Below are 20,474 nucleotides of genomic sequence, written 5' to 3' on the forward strand. Positions count from 1 at the left end.
CGCCGACGAGGTCGAGCCCATCCGGCTGCCCGACCGCACCTGGCCCGACCGCGTTATCGGTAGCGCCCCTTTGTGGTGCGCAGTGGACCTGCGGGACGGCAACCAGGCGCTGATCGACCCGATGAGCCCGGCCCGCAAGCGCCGCATGTTCGACTTGCTGGTCCGGATGGGCTACAAGGACATCGAAGTCGGGTTTCCGTCGGCCAGCCAGACCGACTTCGACTTCGTCCGCGAAATCATCAACGACGGCGCCATTCCCGACGACGTCACCATCCAGGTGCTTACGCAGTGCCGTGCCGAGCTGATCGAGCGCACCTTCGAGGCATGTGAGGGTGCGCCTCGGGTCATCGTGCACTTCTATAACTCGACGTCGATCCTGCAGCGCCGCGTGGTGTTCCGAGCCGACCACGCCGCGGTGCAGGCCATCGCCACCGATGGCGCCCGCAAGTGCATCGAGGAGGCCGCCAGATACCCGGGTACGCAATGGCGGTTCGAGTACTCGCCGGAGTCTTACACCGGCACCGAATTGGAGTACGCCAAGCAGGTGTGCGACGCCGTCGGCGACATCATCGAGCCGACGCCGGACAACCCGATCATTTTCAATTTGCCCGCCACCGTCGAGATGGCCACCCCCAACGTCTACGCCGACTCGATCGAGTGGATGAGCCGCAACCTCGCGCGTCGTGACTCCGTCATTCTGAGCCTGCATCCGCACAATGACCGCGGAACGGCCGTCGCCGCAGCCGAATTGGGCTATCAGGCCGGGGCGGACCGGATCGAGGGCTGCCTGTTCGGCAACGGCGAGCGCACCGGCAACGTATGCCTGGTGACGCTGGGGCTGAACCTGTTCTCGCGCGGGGTGGACCCGCAGATCGACTTCTCCAACATCGACGAAATCCGGCGCACCGTGGAGTACTGCAACCAGCTGCCGGTGCCCGAGCGTCACCCCTATGGCGGTGACCTGGTCTACACCGCGTTCTCCGGCAGTCACCAGGACGCCATCAACAAGGGTCTGGACGCCATGAAGTTAGATGCTGACAGCGACGGCTCCGATGTTGACGACATGCTGTGGCAGGTGCCCTATCTGCCGATCGACCCGCGTGACGTTGGCCGCACCTATGAGGCGGTGATCCGGGTCAACTCGCAGTCGGGCAAAGGCGGAGTGGCCTACATCATGAAGGCTGACCACGGCCTGGTCCTGCCGCGACGGCTGCAAATCGAGTTCTCCCAGGTGATCCAGAAGATCGCAGAGGGCACAGTGGGCGAGGGCGGCGAAGTCTCGCCCAAGGAGATGTGGGATGCCTTCGCCGAGGAGTACCTGGCCCCGGTGTGGCCGCTGGAGCGGATGAAGCAGCGCGTCGATGCCTCAGAAGACGACGGCGGCGCTACTACCATCACCGCAACCGTCAAGATCAACGGCGTGGAAACCGAGATCAGCGGTGTCGGCAACGGCCCGCTGGCCGCGTTCGTCCACGCACTTGGCGATGTCGGGTTTGACGTGTCCGTGCTGGATTACTCCGAGCACGCGATGAGTGCCGGTGACGACGCGCAAGCGGCGGCCTATGTGGAGGCCTCGGTGAGCGGCCGGACCGCGTGGGGTGTCGGCATCGCGCCGTCGATCACCACCGCGTCGCTGCGGGCCGTCGTGTCCGCGGTCAACCGGGCCTCTCACTAAGTCTCGAAAAACGCCGCAGCAGCCGGTCGACCAATCCGGCCGGATCGTCGTCGGCGGGGATCGTGCGCGTGCTGAACACGTAGCCGTTAAGCAAGCGGCTCAGCTCATTCATTTGCTTGGGCGTCGGGGTGAAACCGGCCGCCTCGAAGATGAGCGTCGCGAAAAAAGTTTCAAAAGAGGGAGAGCTGCTGGTCGAGTAGGGTCGCGTCGCTGAATTCCTCCATGCTTCGGCCACCGACCACAGAACCCACACTGTCCATGAAAAGCGCGTCGGAAACCACCGGCACACCCAGTTGCAGGGCGTGGTAGCCCTTCCCCTGCTCGGGAACGGTTTCGTTGCAGACCACCAATGACGTTTCGCGGTTCACCTCGTCGCTGTAAGCCAACCCGGCATGCAAGATCCGCTCGACAAGCTCCTCGTGGGTGCGCCTGACCTCGGCCGCCAGCGCCACCCTCATACCCTGGACCAGCGGCCGGCCCGTCACATATCGGCCCGGGTTGAGGTATGGGCAGGGAACGCGGGAGGCGAGCACCTTCAGCGGCCACAGCTCATCGTGGGTCACCCGGCCGTTAGGCCAGCGGCGCCGAGCCACCGGACGTATCGGCAGCCAGACATCGAGTTGGCGCGCTCGCTCAAGCGCGGGCGCCAGCACCCCGGTCAATACCAGCGCGTCGTCGAACGCGTCGTGGGGCCGCTCTTGGGTCACGCCCCAGTGCGCGGCAAGCGTCTCCAACCGCAGATTCTCGATGCCCAGCTCGAGGCGCCGGGCCAACTCCACCGTGCACATGACGGTGTCGACGGGGAGCTCGGTGTCGGCGAGTTCGGCTTCAGCAGCCAGAAACGCGTAGTCGAACGCAACGTTGTGTGCCACCAGCGTGCGGCCACGGAGCACGTCAAGCACGGCACCGACGATGTCGGCGAACTGCGGCTGATCTTCGAGCATCGCGACCGTCAGGCCGTGTACATGGGTGGGACCTGGGTCCACTCCGGGATTGAGCAGGCTGACCACGGATTGCTCGACCCGCCCGCCGGCGTCGAGGCCGAGCACGGCGATGCTGATGATGCGGGCCTGACCCGGACGAAAGCCCGAAGTCTCGACGTCGATGACGGCCCAACCCGCGCTCGGGTGGCTGGCCGGCCGTCCCCAGGTGTGGCTCACAAGATGAGGATGGCATGCCCGACCGACATCACCGGCGTCGCTGCGCATCGTGTCGGCCCTAGACCAGCCCTAGACCACATGAGGGCGACCCGTCCGCCGCGAGCGGGAGGTACCCCCAGCGCCCGGCAACAAAGCGCCGAGCTTGCGATCGCCCTTAAACTCACCCGGGTGATCACAACCCGTGCTCGGCTAGCGCTCGCGGCGGGCGCGAGCGCGCGTTGGGCGTCGCGGGTCACTGGCCGCGGAGCCGGTGCGATGATCGGCGGCCTGATCGCCCTGACACTGGACCGCTCGGTGCTGCGCCAGCTTGCCGCAGGCCGCCGCACGGTCGTGGTCACCGGCACCAACGGGAAGTCGACGACCACCCGGATGACGGCGGCCGCTTTGGGCACGTTGGGTGCAGTCGCGACCAACGCCGAGGGCGCAAATATGGATGCCGGCCTGGTGGCCGCGCTGGCCGCCGATCGCCAAGCCAAGCTTGCGGCCCTGGAAGTCGACGAAATGCACGTGCCGCACGTGTCCGACGCTGTCCAGCCCGCGGTCTTCGTTTTGCTGAACCTGTCGCGGGACCAGCTGGACCGCGTCGGCGAGATCAACGTGATTGAACGCACGCTGCGGGCCGGCTTGGCCCGGCACCCGCGGGCCGTCATCGTCGCCAACTGCGACGACGTGTTGATGACCTCGGCCGCGTACGACAATCCGAACGTGGTGTGGGTGGCCGCGGGTGGTTCCTGGTCGGGCGACTCAGTGAGCTGTCCCCGCAGCGGCGAGGTCATCGTCCGCGAGCAAGGTCACTGGTACAGCACCGGTGCCGACTTCAAGCGGCCCAGCCCGCAGTGGTGGTTCGACGAAGACACGCTCTGCGGGCCTGACGGGCTGGTGCTACCGATGCGGCTGGCGCTGCCGGGCGCGGTGAATCGCGGCAATGCCGCCCAGGCGGTCGCCGCCGCGGTCGCGGTGGGCGCCGAACCAGCTAAGGCCGTAGCGGCCGTCTCGACCGTTGACGAGGTCGCCGGGCGCTATCGGACCGTCGCGCTTGGCCAACATGAAACACGGATTCTGCTGGCCAAGAATCCCGCCGGCTGGCAGGAAGCGTTGTCGATGGTGGACAAGCACGCTGCCGGATTGGTTATCGCGGTCAACGGGCAGGTGCCCGACGGCGAGGACCTCTCGTGGTTGTGGGACGTACGCTTCGAGCACTTCGAAAACACTGCCCTGGGAGCCATAGTGGCCGCGGGTGAGCGTGGGACCGACCTAGCGGTGCGGCTGGGATATGCGGGCGTGGAGCATACCTTGGTGCACAACACCATGGCGGCCATCGCGTCGTGTCCGCCCGGGCGGGTCGAGGTCGTCGCCAACTACACCGCGTTCCTGCAGTTGCAACGAGCATTGGCACGCCGTGGCTGACTCGGTGGTGCGGATCGGACTGGTCCTGCCCGACGTGATGGGCACCTACGGCGACGGCGGTAACGCCGTGGTGCTGCGGCAACGGCTGCTTATGCGGGGTATCGCCGCGGAGATCGTCGAGATCACCTTGGCCGATCCGGTACCGGAGTCGTTGGACCTTTACACGCTGGGTGGTGCGGAGGACTACGCCCAGCGGCTGGCCACCAGGCACCTGCTGCAGTACCCGGGCCTGCAGCGTGCGGCGGCCAGGGGTGCACCGGTGCTGGCGATCTGTGCGGCTATCCAGGTGCTCGGGCACTGGTACGAGACGTCGTCGGGGGAACGGGTCGGCGGTGTGGGCCTGCTGGATGTCACCACCTCGCCGCAAAATGCGCGCACGATTGGCGAGTTGGTCACCAAGCCGGTGCTGGCCGGTTTGACGCAGCCATTGACCGGCTTCGAAAATCATCGCGGCGGTACGGTTTTGGGTTCGGAGGCGTCGCCTGTAGGCTCGGTGGTCAGGGGGACTGGCAACCGGGCCGGTGACGGTATCGACGGCGCGATTCAGGGCAGCGTGATCGCGACCTACCTGCACGGGCCGTGCTTGGCCCGTAATCCCGAACTTGCGGACCTACTGCTGAGCAAAGTGATGGGATCGTTGCAGCCGCTGGAGCTGCCCGAGGTAGATCTCTTGCGCCGCGAGCGATTAACGGCGCGCTAATTCACCGACACCCTCTGGCCACCAGCGCATTACGCACCCGGGCTACTATTTCTTCGGGTTTATCCTCGGCGATCACGCGGATGATGATCCAGCCCAGTTCTGCGAGCTTACGTAGCCGCCACTGGTCCCGCACATACTGTCTGCGGTTGCTGCGATGCTGGTCACCGCCGTACTCGACAGCCACCTTGAACACTTCCCAGCCCAAATCCAGCATGGCGATCAGTCGCCAGTTTTCCTGCACCGGTATCTGCGTCGAAGGCGTGGGCATGCCCGCATCAACCAGAAGCAGCCGCACCCAGGTCTCCTTGGGCGATGCAGCGCCGGCGTTGACCAGCGGTAATGCCGCCCGCAGACGCCGCACCCCGCGCGCACCCGCGTAGCGCTTGGCGAGCAGGAGCACATCTTCGGTTGAGAACGGCGTCGCTCGCATGAGGGCGTCGAGGCGCGCCACCGCCTGCCCGCGTGGCAGGTGCCTGCCCAGGTCGTAAGCCGTACGCACGAGCGTGGTCACCGGCAAGCCGGCTACCCGAGTACCTTCGTCATCATCCAATGTCTCGTCACGAACGACGAGCCCGCGCGGCGGCCTGGTGTTGGACCAGATCAACTCGATCGACACGTCGTCGTCAACCCATTGGGCGCCATGCAGCGCCGACGCGGCGACGCCAGCAATTACCGCACGCCGACGTGACCACAACCATGCCCCCTCGATCCTGTCGTGAAGCGACAGCTGGTGCCGCTTTCGAAGGAAGACATCACGAAAGATCGCACGGTGCCACCGACGCAACTCGTACTCGGTCAGCAGTCCCTGCGCCAGCGCTTCACTGCCCAGAAACACCTCACGCACGCCGCAATGCTGGCAGCGGCAACCGACACCGCCCCGCGAGGCTGTAGTGGGCGTGAAAAAGAGCGAGTAGGCCGCACGGTAGCTACAGGCTCGGCGGAAGCTAGACCATGGCGCGGCGCCCAGTCAAAGCGCGGCCCAGGGTTAGCTCGTCGGCGAATTCCAAATCGCCGCCCATCGGCAGTCCGGAGGCGATTCGCGTCACGGTCAGACCCGGGATGTCGCGCAGCATCCGCACCAGGTAAGTGGCGGTGGCCTCGCCCTCGGTGTTGGGATCAGTGGCGATGATCACCTCGGTGATGTCGACGTCGTCTACGCGTTCGCCGATGCGGCTCAGCAGCTCACGGATGCGCAGCTGCTCGGGACCAATCCCGGACAGTGGATCCAGCGCGCCACCCAGCACGTGATAGCGGCCGCGGAACTCACGGGTGCGCTCCACGGCTTGGATGTCTTTGGGCTCCTCGACAACGCACACCAGCGAGCCGTCTCGGCGCGGATCAGCGCAGATGCGGCAACGCTCGTCAGCAGAGACATTCCCGCAGACGGCACAGAACCGCACGCCGTCGCGCACCCGGGCCAAAACAGCGGTGAGGCGATCGATGTCCGGCGGCTCGACCGACAAGAGGTGAAACGCGATACGCTGCGCGCTCTTGGGTCCGATGCCTGGCAACTTGCCAAGCTCGTCGATCAGATCCTGGACAGGTCCTTCAAACATGTCGGTTCAGGTCAGACCTCCGGGCACACCAGGCATGCCCGGGGCACCTGGCGCAGCCGGCCCAGGTGGCGCCGGCGGGCGCATCGCACCGGCCAACGCTCCGAGCCGTTCCTGCGCCATCTTCGTCACTTGCTGCGACGCGTCGCGCATGGCACCGACGATCAAGTCCTGCAAGGTCTCGATATCGTTGGGGTCAACGACCTTGGGGTCGATCGTTACACCGATCACCTCGCCACTGCCTTTGACACGAACCTGCACCAAGCCCCCACCGGCTTGACCGTGCACCTCTGAGTTGGCCAGCTGTTGCTGGGCCTCCAGTAGCTTCTGCTGCATCTGCTGCGCCTGGGCCAGCAGTGCGGACATATCGCCTCCGGGTTGCATGACAGTCCCCTCGCATCTTGGTCTCGAGTTGGTTTCGCCTGCGGTTGTCGGGCGATTCGAAACACCCAGCCTAGACCGCACGGCCTTACCTTGGCGCAGTGGACGTACGAGTCAGCCTGCGTGTCGCGATTGCCATGGTCGTGGGGGTCCTCGTCGTCCCCTCAACACCCGTCGTTCCGACAGCGGCCGCAACCCCCGCCAGCATCGCTGGCATGGTGGTATTCATCGACCCCGGCCACAACGGGGCCAACGACGCGTCCATCGGACGCCAGGTACCCACGGGTCGCGGCGGCACCAAAGACTGCCAGGCCAGCGGGACGTCGAGCAACAGCGGTTACCCGGAGCACACGTTCACGTGGGATACCGCGCTGCGGCTGCGCGCGGCGCTCAACGCGCTGGGCGTGCGGACCGCCATGTCTCGCGGCAACGACAACGCGCTGGGACCATGCGTCGACGAACGCGCCAACATGGCCAACGCGCTGCATCCCAACGCGGTCGTCAGCCTGCACGCCGACGGCGGCCCAGCCACCGGCCGCGGCTTCCACGTCAACTACTCGTCGCCGCCGCTGAACGCTGCACAAGCTGGACCGTCGGTGCAGTTCGCGCGAGTGATGCGCGACCAGTTGAAAGCCTCGGGCATCCCGGCGGCCAACTACATCGGCCAGGACGGCCTGTACGGACGTTCGGATCTGGCCGGCCTGAATTTGGCGCAGTACCCGTCGATCCTGGTCGAGCTGGGCAACATGAAGAACCCCGCTGACTCGGCGCTGATCGAGTCCGCCGAAGGTAGGCAGAAATATGCCGACGCACTCGTCCGCGGCATCGCCGGTTTCCTGGCCACCCAGAGCCAGGCGCGCTAGCTTTCGAGTTCCTTCTTCAGGTTCGCCAGCACCTCGTCCTGGATTTTCTGCAAACCCAGCGGGGCGAAGGTCTTCTCGAAAAACCCTTTGATGCCGCCGGCTCCGTTCCAGCTGGTTTTCACGGTGACGCTGCAACCGGGTCCCGCAGGAGCCACCGTCCAATTGGTGATCATGGACGAGTTGGCGTCCTTTTCGATCACGGTGTGGCCGGCGACGTCCACGTTGACCTGAACATTGCGAACACGTGATTTGGTCGCCTGCAGCCGCCACTTTGCCACCGTGCCCTGCCCTTGGCCGCCCTCAAGCACCTCGTACTCGCTGTACTGCGGAGAAAGGATCTTAGGGCGGACATTCCGATAGTCGCCCACTGCATCGAGTGCGGCCGCGGGCTCAGCGTTGATCAAGATTGTGCTGGCTGCGCTCACCTGTCCCATCAGGCGCAACTCCCTTATTCATCTAGTCTTTGAGCCCGCGCGCGGATGCAGGGGCTGTGGTCGGTGACTACGATATAGGTGATGCCCGTCCGTGAATCTGCGCTGTCAGCCCACACGAAGGGCGTCGAGCGCTTGCTCGCCTGCTATCGATCCATCCCCCCAACGGCAACAATCCGATTAGCTAAGCCAACGTCAAATCTTTTCCGCGCCCGCACCAAACGCGATACGCCAGGTCTGGATACGTCCGGCCTGACCGGCGTCCTGAACGTCGATCCCGACGCCCGCACCGCCGAAGTGGCCGGCATGTGCACCTACGAGAATCTGGTCGCCGCGACACTGCGTTACGGCTTGTCGCCACTGGTGGTTCCGCAGTTGAAGACCATCACCCTCGGCGGGGCGGTTACCGGCTTGGGCATCGAATCGGCTTCGTTTCGCAATGGCCTGCCCCACGAGTCGGTGCTGGAGATGGACATTCTCACCGGCGCTGGCGAATTGGTCACTGCGTCCCCCGGGCAGCACCCCGATCTATATCGCGCATTCCCGAATTCCTATGGAACACTGGGATATTCGACCCGATTGCAAATCCAGCTGGAGCCGGTGAAGCCATTCGTGGCGTTGCGGCACATCCGATTTCACTCGTTGTCCGAGATGATCGCGGCGATGGAACGCATTGTCGAAACCAAAGGACTCGAAGGTGTCCCGGTGGACTACCTGGACGGGGTTGTGTTCGGCCCCGACGAAAGCTACCTGTGCGTCGGGGTACGGACAACCACGCCGGGCCCGGTCAGCGACTACACCGGAAAAGACATCTACTACCGGTCAATTCAGCATGAGACTGGATTCAAAGACGACCGCCTGACGATCCACGACTACTTCTGGCGCTGGGACGCCGACTGGTTCTGGTGTTCACGCGCGTTCGGGGCGCAGCATCCGCGGCTGCGACGCTGGTGGCCGCGCCGCTACCGGCGCAGCAGCGTCTATTGGAAGCTGGTCGAGTTGGATCAGCGCTTCGGAATCGCCGACTGGATCGAAAAGCGCAACGGACGTCCGGCCCGGGAACGAGTTGTGCAAGACGTCGAAGTGCCCGCCGAGCGAGCCCGCGAGTTCCTCACCTGGTTCTTCGAGGCCGTGCCGATCTCACCCATTTGGGTGTGCCCCGTGCGGCTGCTGGATCATCGCGGCTGGCCGCTATATCCGATTCGGCCGGACCGCACCTACGTCAACATTGGGTTCTGGTCATCGGTGCCGGCAGGTGCCGGCACGGGTGTGACCAACCGGGCGATCGAGGCAAAGGTGAACGCGCTCGATGGTCACAAGTCGCTCTACTCCGACAGCTACTACACCCGCGAAGAGTTTGACGAACTCTACGGCGGGGAGCCTTACACGACCGTGAAAAAAACCTACGACCCCGACTCGCGTCTTCTGGACCTCTACGCAAAGGCGGTGCAACGACGATGACAACAACCAGGGAAACCAACCGACCCGTGGGCCCAGTGGCCGGCAAATTGAGCATGGCCGAGGTGTTGGCCATCTTCGCCGCGAGCGGACGACAGCCCTTGAAGTTCATCGCGTACGACGGCAGCACCGCCGGAAGCGACGACGCGCAGCTGGGTCTAGAGCTCACCTCACCGCGCGGTGCGACCTACTTGGCCACGGCTCCCGGTGAGTTGGGCCTCGCTCGCGCTTACGTTTCCGGCGACCTCCAGACCCACGGCGTGCATCCTGGCGATCCCTACGAGCTGCTCATCACGCTGACCGACCGGGTCAATTTCAAACGGCCGTCGGCGCGGGTGCTGGCCAGCGTCGTCCGCTCGATCGGCATCGAGAATCTACTGCCGATTGCACCGCCGCCGCAGGAAACGCCGCCCCGCTGGCGGCGAATGCTGGACGGCGTCATGCACAGCAAGACCCGTGACGCCGAGGCCATCCACCACCACTACGACGTCTCTAACACCTTCTATGAGTGGGTGCTCGGGCCGGCGATGACCTACACGTGTGCGGTCTATCCGCATGCGGACGCGACGCTGGAAGAGGCCCAAGACAACAAGTACCGGCTGATCTTTGAAAAGCTGCGACTACAACCGGGGGATCGGCTGCTCGACGTGGGGTGCGGCTGGGGTGGCATGGTGCGTTACGCAGCGCGACGGGGGGTTAATGCCATTGGCGCCACCCTGTCGGCCGAGCAGGCAAAGTGGGCGGAAAAGGCGATCGAGGACGAAGGTTTGACGGATCTTGCGCAGGTGCGCCACGCCGACTACCGCGACGTGGCCGAGACCGGATTCGACGCCGTCTCGTCGATTGGGCTTACCGAGCACATCGGGGTCAAGAACTATCCCGCTTATTTCGGGTTCCTCAAGTCGAAGTTGCGTACCGGCGGCCTGTTGCTCAACCACTGCATCACGCGGCACGACAACCGGTCGACGTCGTTCGCAGGCGGGTTCACCGACCGCTACGTCTTCCCGGATGGAGAGCTGACCGGCTCGGGGCGCATCATCACCGAAATCCAAGAGGTCGGCCTCGAGGTGCTGCATGAAGAGAACCTTCGCCACCATTACGCGATGACGCTGCGGGACTGGTGCCGCAACCTCGTCGAGCATTGGGACGAGGCCGTCGCCGAGGTCGGGATGCCGGTCGCCAAAGTTTGGGGTCTGTACATGGCAGCTTCTCGGGTGGCGTTCGAACGGAACAACCTTCAGCTGCACCATGTGCTGGCCGCCAATGTTGACACCTGGGGCGACGACGACCTGCCCCTGCGGCCGTGGTGGCAGGCCTGACTAACCGTCGATGCGACGAGCGCCCAGCTCGTTGCGCAGCAGCTCGAGTGCCACCTCTTCGGGGTCGCGGCGCCGCTGTGGCTGGTCACTGTGGCCGGCTTCGGCCAGCATGCTTTCCTCTTCATCGTGCTGAGTGGAATCGATTTGTGGCACAAGCTCTTCCGCTTGGGCCGGTGCTGGGGTTTCGACGGGCTCTGGGGCGCCAACCTCGCACCGCACCCGCCAGTTGACTCCCAGCGCGTCTTTGAGCGCCTCGGCAATCACGTCAGCGTTGCGCTGTTCGCACAACCGCCGGGCTAGCGGCGCCGAATCATGGGTCAGCACGAGAGTGTTGTCCTCCAGCGCACGAACGGTGGCCCCCGCCAGCATCACCTCGGTGGTACGGCTGCGCTGGCGCACCTTGTCACGCACCGTGGGCCACATGGCACGCACCGCGGCGGCGTTGAGCTCACCCTGAGTCGAAGGTGGCGCCGACTCGGGCTTCGGCTCCGGCGGCGCTGGGGGGCGCTTAGCCACCGGTGCAGCCGGTGCGGGGGCGGGCATCGTGCGCGGGGGTTCCGGCGCCTCCGGCGAGGCCGGGATCGACATGGCCAATCGGGTCTCGATTCGCTCCACACGTTGCAGCAACGCCGCCTCGGCGTCGCTGGCCGACGGCAGCAGCAGCCGCGCGCAGATCACCTCCAGCAGCAGACGTGGCGCCGTCGCGCCACGCATCTCCCCTAGGCCGGCCTGGACCACCTCAGCGTATCGGGTCAGCGTCGCCGGCCCCAGGTGCACCGCCTGCTCCCGCATCCGGTCCAACACGTCTTCCGGTGCATCCACCACGCCGCGGGACACGGCGTCGGGAACCGCTTGCAGGACCAGCAGATCACGGAATCGCTCCAGCAGGTCGGTGGCAAACCGCCGAGGGTCGTGGCCAGCGTCGATCACCGATTCGACGGCGCCGAACAACGCTGCGGCGTCTCCTGCGGCCAGCGCGTCCACCGCATCGTCGATCAATGCCACATCGGTAGCACCCAGCAGCCCTAACGCCCGCTGGTAGGTCACGCGACCGCTATCCGAGCCGGCCACCAGCTGGTCCAGCACCGACAGGGTGTCGCGGGGCGAACCGCCGCCGGCGCGGATCACCAGCGGATACACCGCGTCGTCGACGACGACATCTTCCTGCTCACAGATCCGTCCGATCAACCCGCGCATGGTGCGCGGCGGCAGCAACCGAAACGGATAGTGATGGGTGCGCGATCGGATCGTGGGCAGCACCTTCTCCGGTTCAGTGGTGGCGAAGATGAAGATCAGATGTTCGGGAGGTTCTTCGACGATCTTGAGCAGCGCATTGAAGCCAGCCGTCGTCACCATGTGCGCCTCGTCGACGATGAACACCCGATACCGCGATTGGGCCGGCGCGTAGAACGCACGATCCCGCAGCTCGCGGGTATCGTCCACGCCGCCGTGGCTGGCGGCGTCCAGCTCGACGACGTCGATGCTGCCGGGCGCATTCGGGGCCAGCGACAGGCAGGAGTCACAAACCCCGCACGGCGTGGCCGTCGGGCCCTGCGCGCAGTTCAGGGATCGCGCCAGGATGCGCGCCGACGAAGTCTTTCCGCAGCCGCGCGGCCCGGAGAACAGGTAGGCGTGATTGATCCGGCCGGCTTCCAGAGCGACCGAAAGCGGCTCGGTGACATGCTCCTGACCCACCACCTCGGCGAAGGTTGCCGGCCGATACTTGCGGTAGAGAGCCACGTCAGCAGGCTACTTGGGCCCGGTGACGATGCGGACCCCAGAGGGTCCGCTGAGGAGGCGGGCAATCAAGCACCGCCCGGTGACGATGCGGACCCCAGAGGGTCCGCTGAGGAGGCGGGCGGTGCGGGCATCGTGTGTGCGCTGGCGGCTTTGCGGGTGCGGCCAGGGCGGGTCTGACGTCGCTTTTCGCGCCGTCCCCGCACACTAAAGCCAAAGAACGCTATACCCGGGCCAGCAACGCCTCGGTACTAGCCAGCAACGCGCAGGTCGCCAGCCCGTCGACCGCGTCGCGCAGGTCAGGTATCGAGGGAAAAGTGGGTGCAATTCGGATGTTCTTGTCGTCGGGGTCTTTTCGATACGGGAACGACGCTCCCGCCTCAGTGACCGCGATTCCGGCGTCTTTGGCCAGTGCCACGGTCCGGCGCGCCGTTCCCGGCATCACATCGAGGCTGATGAAGTAACCCCCCTTGGGCTCCGTCCAGGAGGCGATCTTGGAATCAGTCAGCCGCTGATCGAGAATCTCCAGCGCCAATGCGAACTTCGGCTCCAGTATCTGCTGGTGGCGCAGCATATGTAGGCGTACACCGTCCGCATCGCCGAAGAACCGCAGGTGCCGCAGCTGGTTGACCTTGTCCGGGCCAATCGACTTCTTACCGGCATACTGCAGATACCACGCGATGTTGCCCAGCGATCCGCCCAGAAAACTGACGCCTGCCCCGGCAAAGGTGATCTTTGACGTCGACGCGAAAACGTAGGGTCGGTGCGGGTTGCCGGCCTTGGCGGCTAATCCGAGCACATCAACCTGCCGGATGAAGTTGTGCGTCAGCGTGTGCACGGCATAGGCGTTGTCCCAAAACAACCGGAAATCGGCGGCCGCGGTCCGCATCTGCACCAGCCGCCGAACCACGTCCCACGAATAGGTGATGCCGGTGGGGTTGCCGAAGACCGGTACCGTCCACATCCCCTTGATCGCCGGGTCCGCTGCGACCAGTTCTTCGATCAGGTCGACATCAGGGCCATCCTCGAGCATCGGGATAGGGATCATCTCGATACCCATCGTCTCGGTAATGGCGAAGTGACGATCATAGCCGGGGACGGGACACAAAAATTTGACGCCCGGCTCGTCCTTCCAGGGTCGCGGTGAGTCCACCCCGCCGAACAGCATCGAGAACGCGACCAGGTCATGCATCAACTCGAGGCTGGAGTTGTTTCCTGCGATCAGATTTTGCACGGGGATAGCAAGCAGCTCACCGAAGATGGCCCGCAGCGCCGGCAGGCCGTGGAGTCCGCCATAGTTGCGGGTGTCCACGCCTTCCGGGTCACGGTAGTCATCGCCAGGCAGGGTCAGCAGCTGGTTGGACAGGTCGAGCTGCTGCGGGGATGGTTTGCCCCGCGTCAGGTCCAAAGCCAGCTGCTTGGCCTGCAGCGCCGCGTAACCCTGTTGATGGCGGGCATGCAGAGAAGCCAGCTCTTCAGGGCTGAGCGAATCGAACGACACCATCCGGCCCTTTCGCCGTGCACGTGCGGCAGGTCTTGAGTGGTTATGCCGCCTCAGACTGAAGGGGACCCCGCGCACCCGACAGAGCCCATTGACCCTTGCTGCCTTCCAGCCCTGGGGGAGTTCATAGGATAGACGCCGCGCGGGGTCCAACGGCGAGTCTAATACCCTGGCCTGAAAGACACTGAGCGGCGCCCAACGGCTACCATGTCGGCGGAGGATTCGCCTAGTGGCCTATGGCGCTCGCCTGGAACGCGGGTTGGGTTAACAGCCCTCGCGGGTTCAAATCCCGCATCCTCCGCACTCGGTTCGCCGCGCGGACAGACACGGTGTGGGCCGGCCAGCTTTGCGGGAAACCTGAGCTGGCCGGGCCCACCAGTACGAGGAGGCATATGGGCCGCAAGTGGGCCATCCTTTGGCACGCATCGTTTTCGATCGTCGCCGGCCTCCTCTACTTCTATTTCGTCTTGCCTCGCTGGCATGAGCTGATGGGCGACACCTCGCACGTGTTGGGCACCACGCTTCGGATCGTGACCGGCGCACTGATCGGCCTGGCCGCCCTGCCAGTGGTATTGACCCAGCTGCGCACCCGCAAGCCGGAACTAGGCATCCCACAGTTGGCGCTGTCGATCAGGACCTGGTCGGTCGTGGCCCATGTGCTGGCAGGGGTGCTGATCATCGGCGCCGCGATCAGCGAAATTTGGTTCAGTCTGGACTCGTTTGGGCAGTGGTTGTTCGGTGTCTACGGGGCCGCGGCCGCGATCGCGGTGCTCGGGTTCTTCGCCTTCTACCTGTCTTTTGTCGCGGAATTGCCGCCGCCACCGCCGAAACCGCTCAAACCCAAGAAGGCCAAGCAGCAGCAGCGCGTTCGTCGCAAGAAGAGTGCGAAAACCGACGAGGCCGAATCCACCGCCGAAGAAACCGAAGAAACCGAAGCAGTAGCAGAAGCGGAGCCAGCCGAAGCGGAATTGCCCGAGCCCGAACCCGAACCCGAACCCGAAGCCGAGACCGGACTGCGTAACCGCCGCCCGACCGGCAAAACGTCGCACCGGCGCCGGCGCGCCCGCACCCGCGGCGGGGTCGCAGTCGAGGACTAGTTCAGCGCTGACGAAGACGCTGCAGAAAGTCGGAGATCCCTAGCCGGGTATGTTCGGCGCCCCAGCGTTGACGAACCTCGCGGTCGATATCACCCGATGCACGGATTCGCGCGATGGTCGGAGCTCGCAGCTGAGCTTTGGTGTGCCGGTAGGCCTCGGCGGGGATTTCGCCAAGGCTCGATGCCTCCGCAACCGCCGCCTCGAGCAGACCTTCGGCGACGACGCTGTGCGCAAGGCCCCGGGCGATGGCCTCAGCGCCTCCGAAGCTGGCACCACCGAGCAGCACTTCCTCGGCGCGGTCTCCACATGCGTAGCGCATCACCTCCAGTGCGGCGACCGGGAACGGCACTCCCACCTTCACCTCGGATGCCCCAATGAAGGCATCCGGGCTGATCAAGCGCCGGTCGCAGGCGCACGCGAGCACACACCCTCCGGCAATAGCGGCACCATTGATCGCGGCCACTGTTGGCCCTGGATAGCTAAACATCGCCTCGAACGCGTCGGACAACGCCGGGACCAGACGGTCGGTGTAGCTCGCACCGCCCTCCAACACACGCTTGAGGTCTACCCCCGCGCAGAACACCCGACCGGCGCCGGTGATCACCAGGGGGCCACCGTCTGATCGCTGCTGACGGATGACGTCGGTCAGCTCGCCGAGCAGCTCGACGTCCATGGCGTTCACTCGCCCCGATGAGAGGGTCAGCACGCGCGCCGTATTCAGGGTCTGGATGTCAATCACACTGACACTTCACCACTGCGGGTGACGAGCGACTTGGCCGGGTCACCCGATAGTTGGGATCGGTAGCTGAGGCTGCGATTTGTACTTACTGCCATGACGACGCCAACGGGGCGGCGCATGACGGAAGGAAGTCCAGTGAAACGTGTAATCGCAGCTGCGGTTGGAACCATCGGCTGCGCTTCGGCGCTGGTGGGCTGCTCCAGCGGCGGCCATACAGCTAGCCCGGCATCGAGCGTGGCAACCGGCGGTGGGGGCACCGTAGTCCAGGTGGGCGGCACAGACCTTCCCGGCCTCAACCCTGCCTCGGTGACCTGCGTCAGGCAGGGCGGCAAGATCAACATCGGCAGTGGCTCCACCGGCGGTCAGCAGGCGCTGGCAGTCGTGATGACCGACGAGGCCACACCGCGGGTCGAGTCGCTGGCGCTGGTCGTTGATGGCAACGCCTTGTCCGTCACCGACAACATGGGCGCGAAGGTTGGTTCGGCGAAGGTCGCGGTGGACGGTAAAACCTACAACATCACCGGTCAGGCCCAAGGCGCCGACCTGAAAAACCCGATGGCCGGCATGATTACTAAGGACTTCACCGTCAAGGTGACGTGCGGCTAGTCGAAAGCATCCGGCCCGGCGGACATGCCCCATGTCGGCCGGGCCGGACTTAAGATGCAGCCGTGTCGATTTGCGACCAGCTGGAACGCGCCCGCCGTCTGGCGTTTGCCGCTAGCGAGCCAGACGCCCGGGAGCTGCTGTTGTCCCTGATGCCGCGGATCGAGCAGGCCGATCGCGACGACCTCTTACTCGAGGTCTTCGCCCAACTAGGCGCGATCTACCTGACCCGGGGCGCCAATGACGGCGTGCAAGAGTGTATTCGGCGTATTCGCGACTGTCTGGCTAGCTACTCACGAATTCTCGCCGGCGCTATACCGGAGGCGGCCGGCCAGGTCCGGTTGTCAAACGCCGAGATTGCGCACATGGTCTGCCGCTATTCACGGCGCGCGCAGTTTCTGGAAACCGGCCTGGCCGCGGCGCAGGGTGATCACGACGGCGCCCAGATGGCGCTGGAGCTGTTGGCGCACGACTCGGATCGGACGTTCGCCGACCTCGTCGACGAGCACGCGTACCTGCTTACCCAAGCCCGGATCGTGTGCGCGAGTGCGCTGTGCGACGATGACCTGTACACGCGATCGCTTGCCTTGTGGCAGGGCATTCTTGAAGCCTTGGACCGCCCGTCCGGTGGTGACCCGCAGTACGCCGATTTCCTCTGGGTGTTCGGGGCCACCGCCTACGGCAGATTCTGCGTTGCGACCGGACGGCTGTCTGAAGCCGAGCCTTGGCTGCAGCGCGCGGGCGCCCGGGCACAAGCAAACGGATGGGAATTAGCCAGCGCCCGTACCCAATTGGAGCTTGCAGCGGCGCACTGGTTGATCGGCGACCACCTGAAAACCGAGCAGCTGGTATTGCAGGCTCACCCGGTGGTCGCCCGACACGCGCGGGCGCACGACGTCGCACGCTGTTGGTTGTATCTCGGTTTGACCCGATTGGCTAGCGGCGCCTTGGCAGCTGCCGACGAATGCTGGGGACATGCGGAAAGGAATTGGCGTGAACTGGGCAGGCCGCCGTACCTACACCGCATTCTGTTGCAACGCAGTTGGATACCAATTTTCTGCGGCCGCTTCGCCGATGCAGTCGAGTTGATCGCGCAGGCGCGGGATTTGCTCGACGCCTCAGCACGCAGCAGCTGGTTGCAGTATGCCCAACTGGACTATCACCTAGGGACGGTGTGGCGAGCTGATGCATTGGCAGACCTGGGCTTCGACGGTTCCGGCGACCCAGACGAGACACTACCGGAAACCGCGGCCCGGCAGGCCGAGTCGCTGGGCATCGCGCACGGCGAGGTCGGGACGCCGCAATATTGGCGCGCAATGACCAAGCTGGAACAGGCCGCCGAACTCCAGGTGCCCGCGGCGTTGGCCGTCGACTCGGTGCGCTATTCGATCGCCGACGCCGACGCGAGAGCACGCTGGGCAAGCCACGTTTCGGCACCGATGCTAGCCGGCGCTTTCGCCGTCGCCTGGGAGTGGGATAACACCAAGCTTGTCAGCGAACTCGTCGAGTACCACAGTGCGCGCGGAACTTTCAACCCGGTACCGCGATCACCGGCGATGGGCGAGTGGGCATCCACGGCCACCGTGCCCGCGTTCGTCGACACCGATGAGACAGAGCTGAGAGCTGCGGCGCCGTCGTCAACCGACACCTCGCTGACCCGGCTTGGACCGCTGCCTCCGTTGCAGATGCAACCCGACACCGATCCGATACTAGGTCACTACCGCACGCTGGCGGTTCAGCGCTACGGACGCGAAGTCACTGCGCCCGAACCCGCTTGGTCCACCTGGCCATGAGCGACTCGCATCGGCTGACGCTGGTGCTGCGGTATGCCGACGTAGGGATCGCCACCTACGCCAGCATGCGGGTAGTCGGTCAGCCGTCGAAAACTGTGGCCTGGGTAGTAGAAGAGCCGATGCTGCTGGCCGCCCTACAAGAACTGGCCGACGCGTTGCCTGAGCCGCACGGCTCCGAAACCCGGCGGGATGCCATCGAACGGGCCCTGAACACGGGCCCTTTCGCCGCCCCTGATACCGAGTTAACCGTCGCGTACATCCTCGGTGTGCTGCTGATTGGCACCCCTGGGTGGCAGCTGTTGGCGGAGTGTGTGGCCTCGCCACGCCCGGTTCTGTTCATCTCCCCCAGCGCCCGCCTCGCCCGGGTGCCCTGGGGGTTGCTAGCGCTGCCGAAATCGGGGCCAAGCAAAGCAGAGCTGGTGCGGGCCCGCCAGGAGGCCATCACGGCAAGCGGTCGGGTGGCCGCCCGAATCCCTTGGCAGCTAGCCGATATCCGGGAGCACACCGACGGCTATCGCCTGATGGAGTTGGTCGATGTGCTGCTGGCGGCGCCGCAGCACATCGTGCACGCGCCACGGGAGCCGGCCGACTGGGACGCCCGGCGAGACGGCCCGCCGGTGCTGGTGCTGGATCCGCGAGTGCCCGGGCAGCGGCCCGACTCCGCGCTCGGTTCGGTGCTCGGCCGACCCTCCGGCCAGACGCGGCTGGCCAGGCACTTTGCCGAGCTGATGCAGCGTCGCCAGGTGCTCCCGGCGGTCAACGCCGCAGTCGAGTTGTTCCGCCGTAGCGACGCCGACCGCGGCTGGCTGGGCACCTTGCTGGCCCAGCACCCGAGCCGACTTTTCTTTGTCGGCCATGCGAGCTCGGCCGACGGCAATCTCGGTCAAGCCGACCGGGCCGCGCTGCATCTTGCCTGTAGCGCGACGATTCCCGGCGATGCCGCCGCTATCGGTCAACACCGCCCGTTGACGGCCTCGGATGTGATGACGCTGCAGTTGCCGATGCCGCCACGGGTTGCGCTGCTGGCGTGTGCGTCGGGGGGTGACTACCAGTTCGATGAGGCGACCGGTCTGGTTGCGGCGATGATCCTCGGCGGTGCTCAACTGGTGACCGCCACCTTGTGGTCATTGCCCACGACAGCGGCCTATCGCCAATTCGCGGTCGCCGATGCTGATCCGATGGCCGAAGTGGTGGTCGCGGTGGATCACGCCCAGCAGGACGACGACGCGGGATGCGCCCTAAACCGTTGGCAGCGTAGTCAAATGCGGCTCTGGCGGGACGGAGCCGTCACCGCCAGCCCACTGTATTGGGGTGCCCTGGTCACTTTCGCTGTCGACGGCGCACGCTGATGGTCAGACGAAGGTGAGTCCCCTTGCGCGGACCGCCAACACGTCGTCGGGCAACGAAAGGTTCTCGCGGTCAGTAGGATCGAAGGCGACCAGAACGACGAGGCCGGGACGCAATACGGGGGTGTCTGGATCGTCGTCATCGCGCACCAAGCGGCCAATGAATGTGTCACCGTGGACGCTGGCTACCTCGATCCAGATCTGACGTTCGCCGGCAGCGACGGTGTGCACGGTGCCCACCCCGACGGTACGGCCGTCTGCTGGTTTCTGCCGCGGTCCGCAGATGACCCGGCCGACCAGCACAACAGTGGCCGCAGCAAGGGCAACACTGGTGAACGCGATCCACAACTCGTGGAATGAGAGGTACAGCATGGTGGTCGCGATCAGCGCAAGCTCGGCGCCGATAGCCAACAGCTTCGACTTGTTCATGTCACCAGGCTCTAGCGAGCCACCGGCTACCAAACCCAACTTTTCGGATATCGCGATGCTCGCCGATGCCCCTATCCTGTCCTCATGAGCGCGGATCCGCAGGCGACGGCCGTCGCAGTGGGTTACCCCCGCCGAGCGGTGATTGATCGGGCCTGGCGCGCAATCGGTCCCGGTGTCGAGGTACTCAGCAGCGATGACGGTGGCCCGCTAAGCCGTACCGTCAAACGCATCATCGATCCGCTGGTGCTGCGCCTGCGTTCCAATCCGCAGTATTCGGCGCCG

General features: G+C 65.3%; 19 protein-coding genes, 1 tRNA gene, 1 other RNA gene and 1 pseudogene. 12 read left to right on the forward strand and 10 right to left on the reverse strand.

The features are described from left to right. A partial coding sequence (gene leuA / locus F0Q45_RS15685) for a 2-isopropylmalate synthase (RefSeq protein WP_149654821.1) occupies positions 1-1,675 on the forward strand: 1,675 nt, incomplete at its 5' end. Between the two features lie 170 nt (positions 1,676-1,845). Here leuA and F0Q45_RS15695 read toward each other — a convergent pair. After that, positions 1,846-2,835, reverse strand: coding sequence for a DEDDh family exonuclease (locus F0Q45_RS15695; protein WP_149654822.1), 990 nt, complete (start codon positions 2,833-2,835; stop codon positions 1,846-1,848). A gap of 168 nt (positions 2,836-3,003) precedes the next feature. Here F0Q45_RS15695 and F0Q45_RS15700 point away from each other — a divergent pair, with 168 nt between their 5' ends. Then, positions 3,004-4,242 carry a Mur ligase family protein gene (locus tag F0Q45_RS15700; protein WP_149654823.1) on the forward strand — a complete coding sequence of 413 codons (1,239 nt, stop codon included), beginning with the start codon at positions 3,004-3,006 and terminating at the stop codon, positions 4,240-4,242. A 4-nt stretch (positions 4,243-4,246) separates the two neighbouring features. After that, entirely contained in the window at positions 4,247-4,942 is a 696-nt protein-coding gene (locus F0Q45_RS15705) for a type 1 glutamine amidotransferase (RefSeq protein ID WP_149654835.1), read from the forward strand. Between the two features lies 1 nt (position 4,943). On the opposite strand, the gene F0Q45_RS15710 is transcribed toward F0Q45_RS15705, so the two are convergent. From F0Q45_RS15710 to F0Q45_RS15720, 3 genes are all read right to left on the reverse strand, one after another. Further along, positions 4,944-5,786, reverse strand: coding sequence for a hypothetical protein (locus tag F0Q45_RS15710; RefSeq protein ID WP_149654824.1), 843 nt, complete (start codon positions 5,784-5,786; stop codon positions 4,944-4,946). Between the two features lie 100 nt (positions 5,787-5,886). Next, positions 5,887-6,498, reverse strand: a complete 612-nt coding sequence (gene recR, locus F0Q45_RS15715) for a recombination mediator RecR (RefSeq protein ID WP_149654825.1) — start codon at positions 6,496-6,498, stop codon at positions 5,887-5,889. 6 nt (positions 6,499-6,504) lie between these two features. Further along, positions 6,505-6,879: a YbaB/EbfC family nucleoid-associated protein gene (locus F0Q45_RS15720; RefSeq protein WP_149654826.1), complete on the reverse strand. Its 375-nt coding sequence runs from the start codon at positions 6,877-6,879 to the stop codon at positions 6,505-6,507. Between the two features lie 98 nt (positions 6,880-6,977). Here F0Q45_RS15720 and F0Q45_RS15725 point away from each other — a divergent pair, with 98 nt between their 5' ends. Next, complete coding sequence (locus tag F0Q45_RS15725) at positions 6,978-7,739, forward strand: Rv3717 family N-acetylmuramoyl-L-alanine amidase (RefSeq protein ID WP_188112970.1); 762 nt, start codon at positions 6,978-6,980, stop codon at positions 7,737-7,739. Here the strand turns inward: F0Q45_RS15725 and F0Q45_RS15730 are convergent. Then, positions 7,736-8,173 carry an SRPBCC family protein gene (locus tag F0Q45_RS15730; protein ID WP_149654827.1) on the reverse strand — a complete coding sequence of 146 codons (438 nt, stop codon included), beginning with the start codon at positions 8,171-8,173 and terminating at the stop codon, positions 7,736-7,738. The two genes, F0Q45_RS15725 and F0Q45_RS15730, sit on opposite strands and share 4 nt — an antisense overlap. 81 nt (positions 8,174-8,254) lie before the next feature. Here F0Q45_RS15730 and F0Q45_RS15735 point away from each other — a divergent pair, with 81 nt between their 5' ends. Beyond that, a complete protein-coding gene (locus tag F0Q45_RS15735; protein WP_149654828.1) occupies positions 8,255-9,631 on the forward strand; it encodes an FAD-binding oxidoreductase in 1,377 nt (458 codons plus the stop codon). Beyond that, complete coding sequence (locus tag F0Q45_RS15740) at positions 9,628-10,947, forward strand: class I SAM-dependent methyltransferase (protein WP_188112971.1); 1,320 nt, start codon at positions 9,628-9,630, stop codon at positions 10,945-10,947. The genes F0Q45_RS15735 and F0Q45_RS15740 overlap by 4 nt, the downstream gene beginning before the upstream one ends. Here the strand turns inward: F0Q45_RS15740 and F0Q45_RS15745 are convergent, their stop codons facing one another. From F0Q45_RS15745 to ffs, 3 genes are all read right to left on the reverse strand, one after another. Beyond that, positions 10,948-12,687, reverse strand: coding sequence for a DNA polymerase III subunits gamma/tau (locus tag F0Q45_RS15745; RefSeq protein WP_149654829.1), 1,740 nt, complete (start codon positions 12,685-12,687; stop codon positions 10,948-10,950). A gap of 220 nt (positions 12,688-12,907) precedes the next feature. Continuing rightward, entirely contained in the window at positions 12,908-14,185 is a 1,278-nt protein-coding gene (locus F0Q45_RS15750; protein ID WP_149654830.1) for an aminotransferase class I/II-fold pyridoxal phosphate-dependent enzyme, read from the reverse strand. A gap of 59 nt (positions 14,186-14,244) precedes the next feature. Beyond that, positions 14,245-14,339: signal recognition particle sRNA small type (gene ffs / locus F0Q45_RS15755), an RNA gene on the reverse strand. Positions 14,340-14,400: 61 nt separating this feature from the next. Between ffs and F0Q45_RS15760 the strand changes: the two genes are divergently transcribed. Together F0Q45_RS15760 and F0Q45_RS15765 are read left to right on the forward strand one after the other, a co-directional pair. Further along, positions 14,401-14,486 (forward strand) — tRNA-Ser (locus tag F0Q45_RS15760). A 91-nt stretch (positions 14,487-14,577) separates the two neighbouring features. Further along, entirely contained in the window at positions 14,578-15,282 is a 705-nt protein-coding gene (locus F0Q45_RS15765) for a hypothetical protein (RefSeq protein WP_149654831.1), read from the forward strand. Position 15,283: 1 nt separating this feature from the next. Here the strand turns inward: F0Q45_RS15765 and F0Q45_RS15770 are convergent, their stop codons facing one another. Beyond that, the gene (locus F0Q45_RS15770) at positions 15,284-16,021 is read right to left on the reverse strand and encodes an enoyl-CoA hydratase/isomerase family protein (RefSeq protein ID WP_262491031.1); all 738 of its coding nucleotides are present in this window, start codon (positions 16,019-16,021) and stop codon (positions 15,284-15,286) included. A gap of 168 nt (positions 16,022-16,189) precedes the next feature. On the opposite strand from F0Q45_RS15770, the gene F0Q45_RS15775 reads away from it, so the two are divergent. The 3 genes from F0Q45_RS15775 (at position 16,190) to F0Q45_RS15785 (ending at position 19,766) form a co-directional block, all read left to right on the forward strand. Continuing rightward, a complete protein-coding gene (locus F0Q45_RS15775; protein ID WP_149654838.1) occupies positions 16,190-16,627 on the forward strand; it encodes a lipoprotein LpqH in 438 nt (145 codons plus the stop codon). A gap of 62 nt (positions 16,628-16,689) precedes the next feature. Next, positions 16,690-18,417, forward strand: a complete 1,728-nt coding sequence (locus F0Q45_RS15780; protein WP_149654832.1) for a hypothetical protein — start codon at positions 16,690-16,692, stop codon at positions 18,415-18,417. Next, positions 18,414-19,766, forward strand: coding sequence for a CHAT domain-containing protein (locus F0Q45_RS15785; RefSeq protein WP_149654833.1), 1,353 nt, complete (start codon positions 18,414-18,416; stop codon positions 19,764-19,766). The genes F0Q45_RS15780 and F0Q45_RS15785 overlap by 4 nt, the downstream gene beginning before the upstream one ends. Positions 19,767-19,769: 3 nt before the next feature. Here the strand turns inward: F0Q45_RS15785 and F0Q45_RS15790 are convergent, their stop codons facing one another. Continuing rightward, positions 19,770-20,192 carry a hypothetical protein gene (locus tag F0Q45_RS15790; RefSeq protein WP_149654834.1) on the reverse strand — a complete coding sequence of 141 codons (423 nt, stop codon included), beginning with the start codon at positions 20,190-20,192 and terminating at the stop codon, positions 19,770-19,772. An 84-nt stretch (positions 20,193-20,276) separates the two neighbouring features. On the opposite strand from F0Q45_RS15790, the pseudogene F0Q45_RS15795 reads away from it, so the two are divergent. Then, a pseudogene (locus F0Q45_RS15795) lies at positions 20,277-20,474 on the forward strand (hypothetical protein); the annotation flags it as partial.

The sequence above is a fragment of the Mycobacterium simiae genome (assembly GCF_008370645.1).
GTDB classification, from domain to species: domain Bacteria; phylum Actinomycetota; class Actinomycetes; order Mycobacteriales; family Mycobacteriaceae; genus Mycobacterium; species Mycobacterium simiae_A.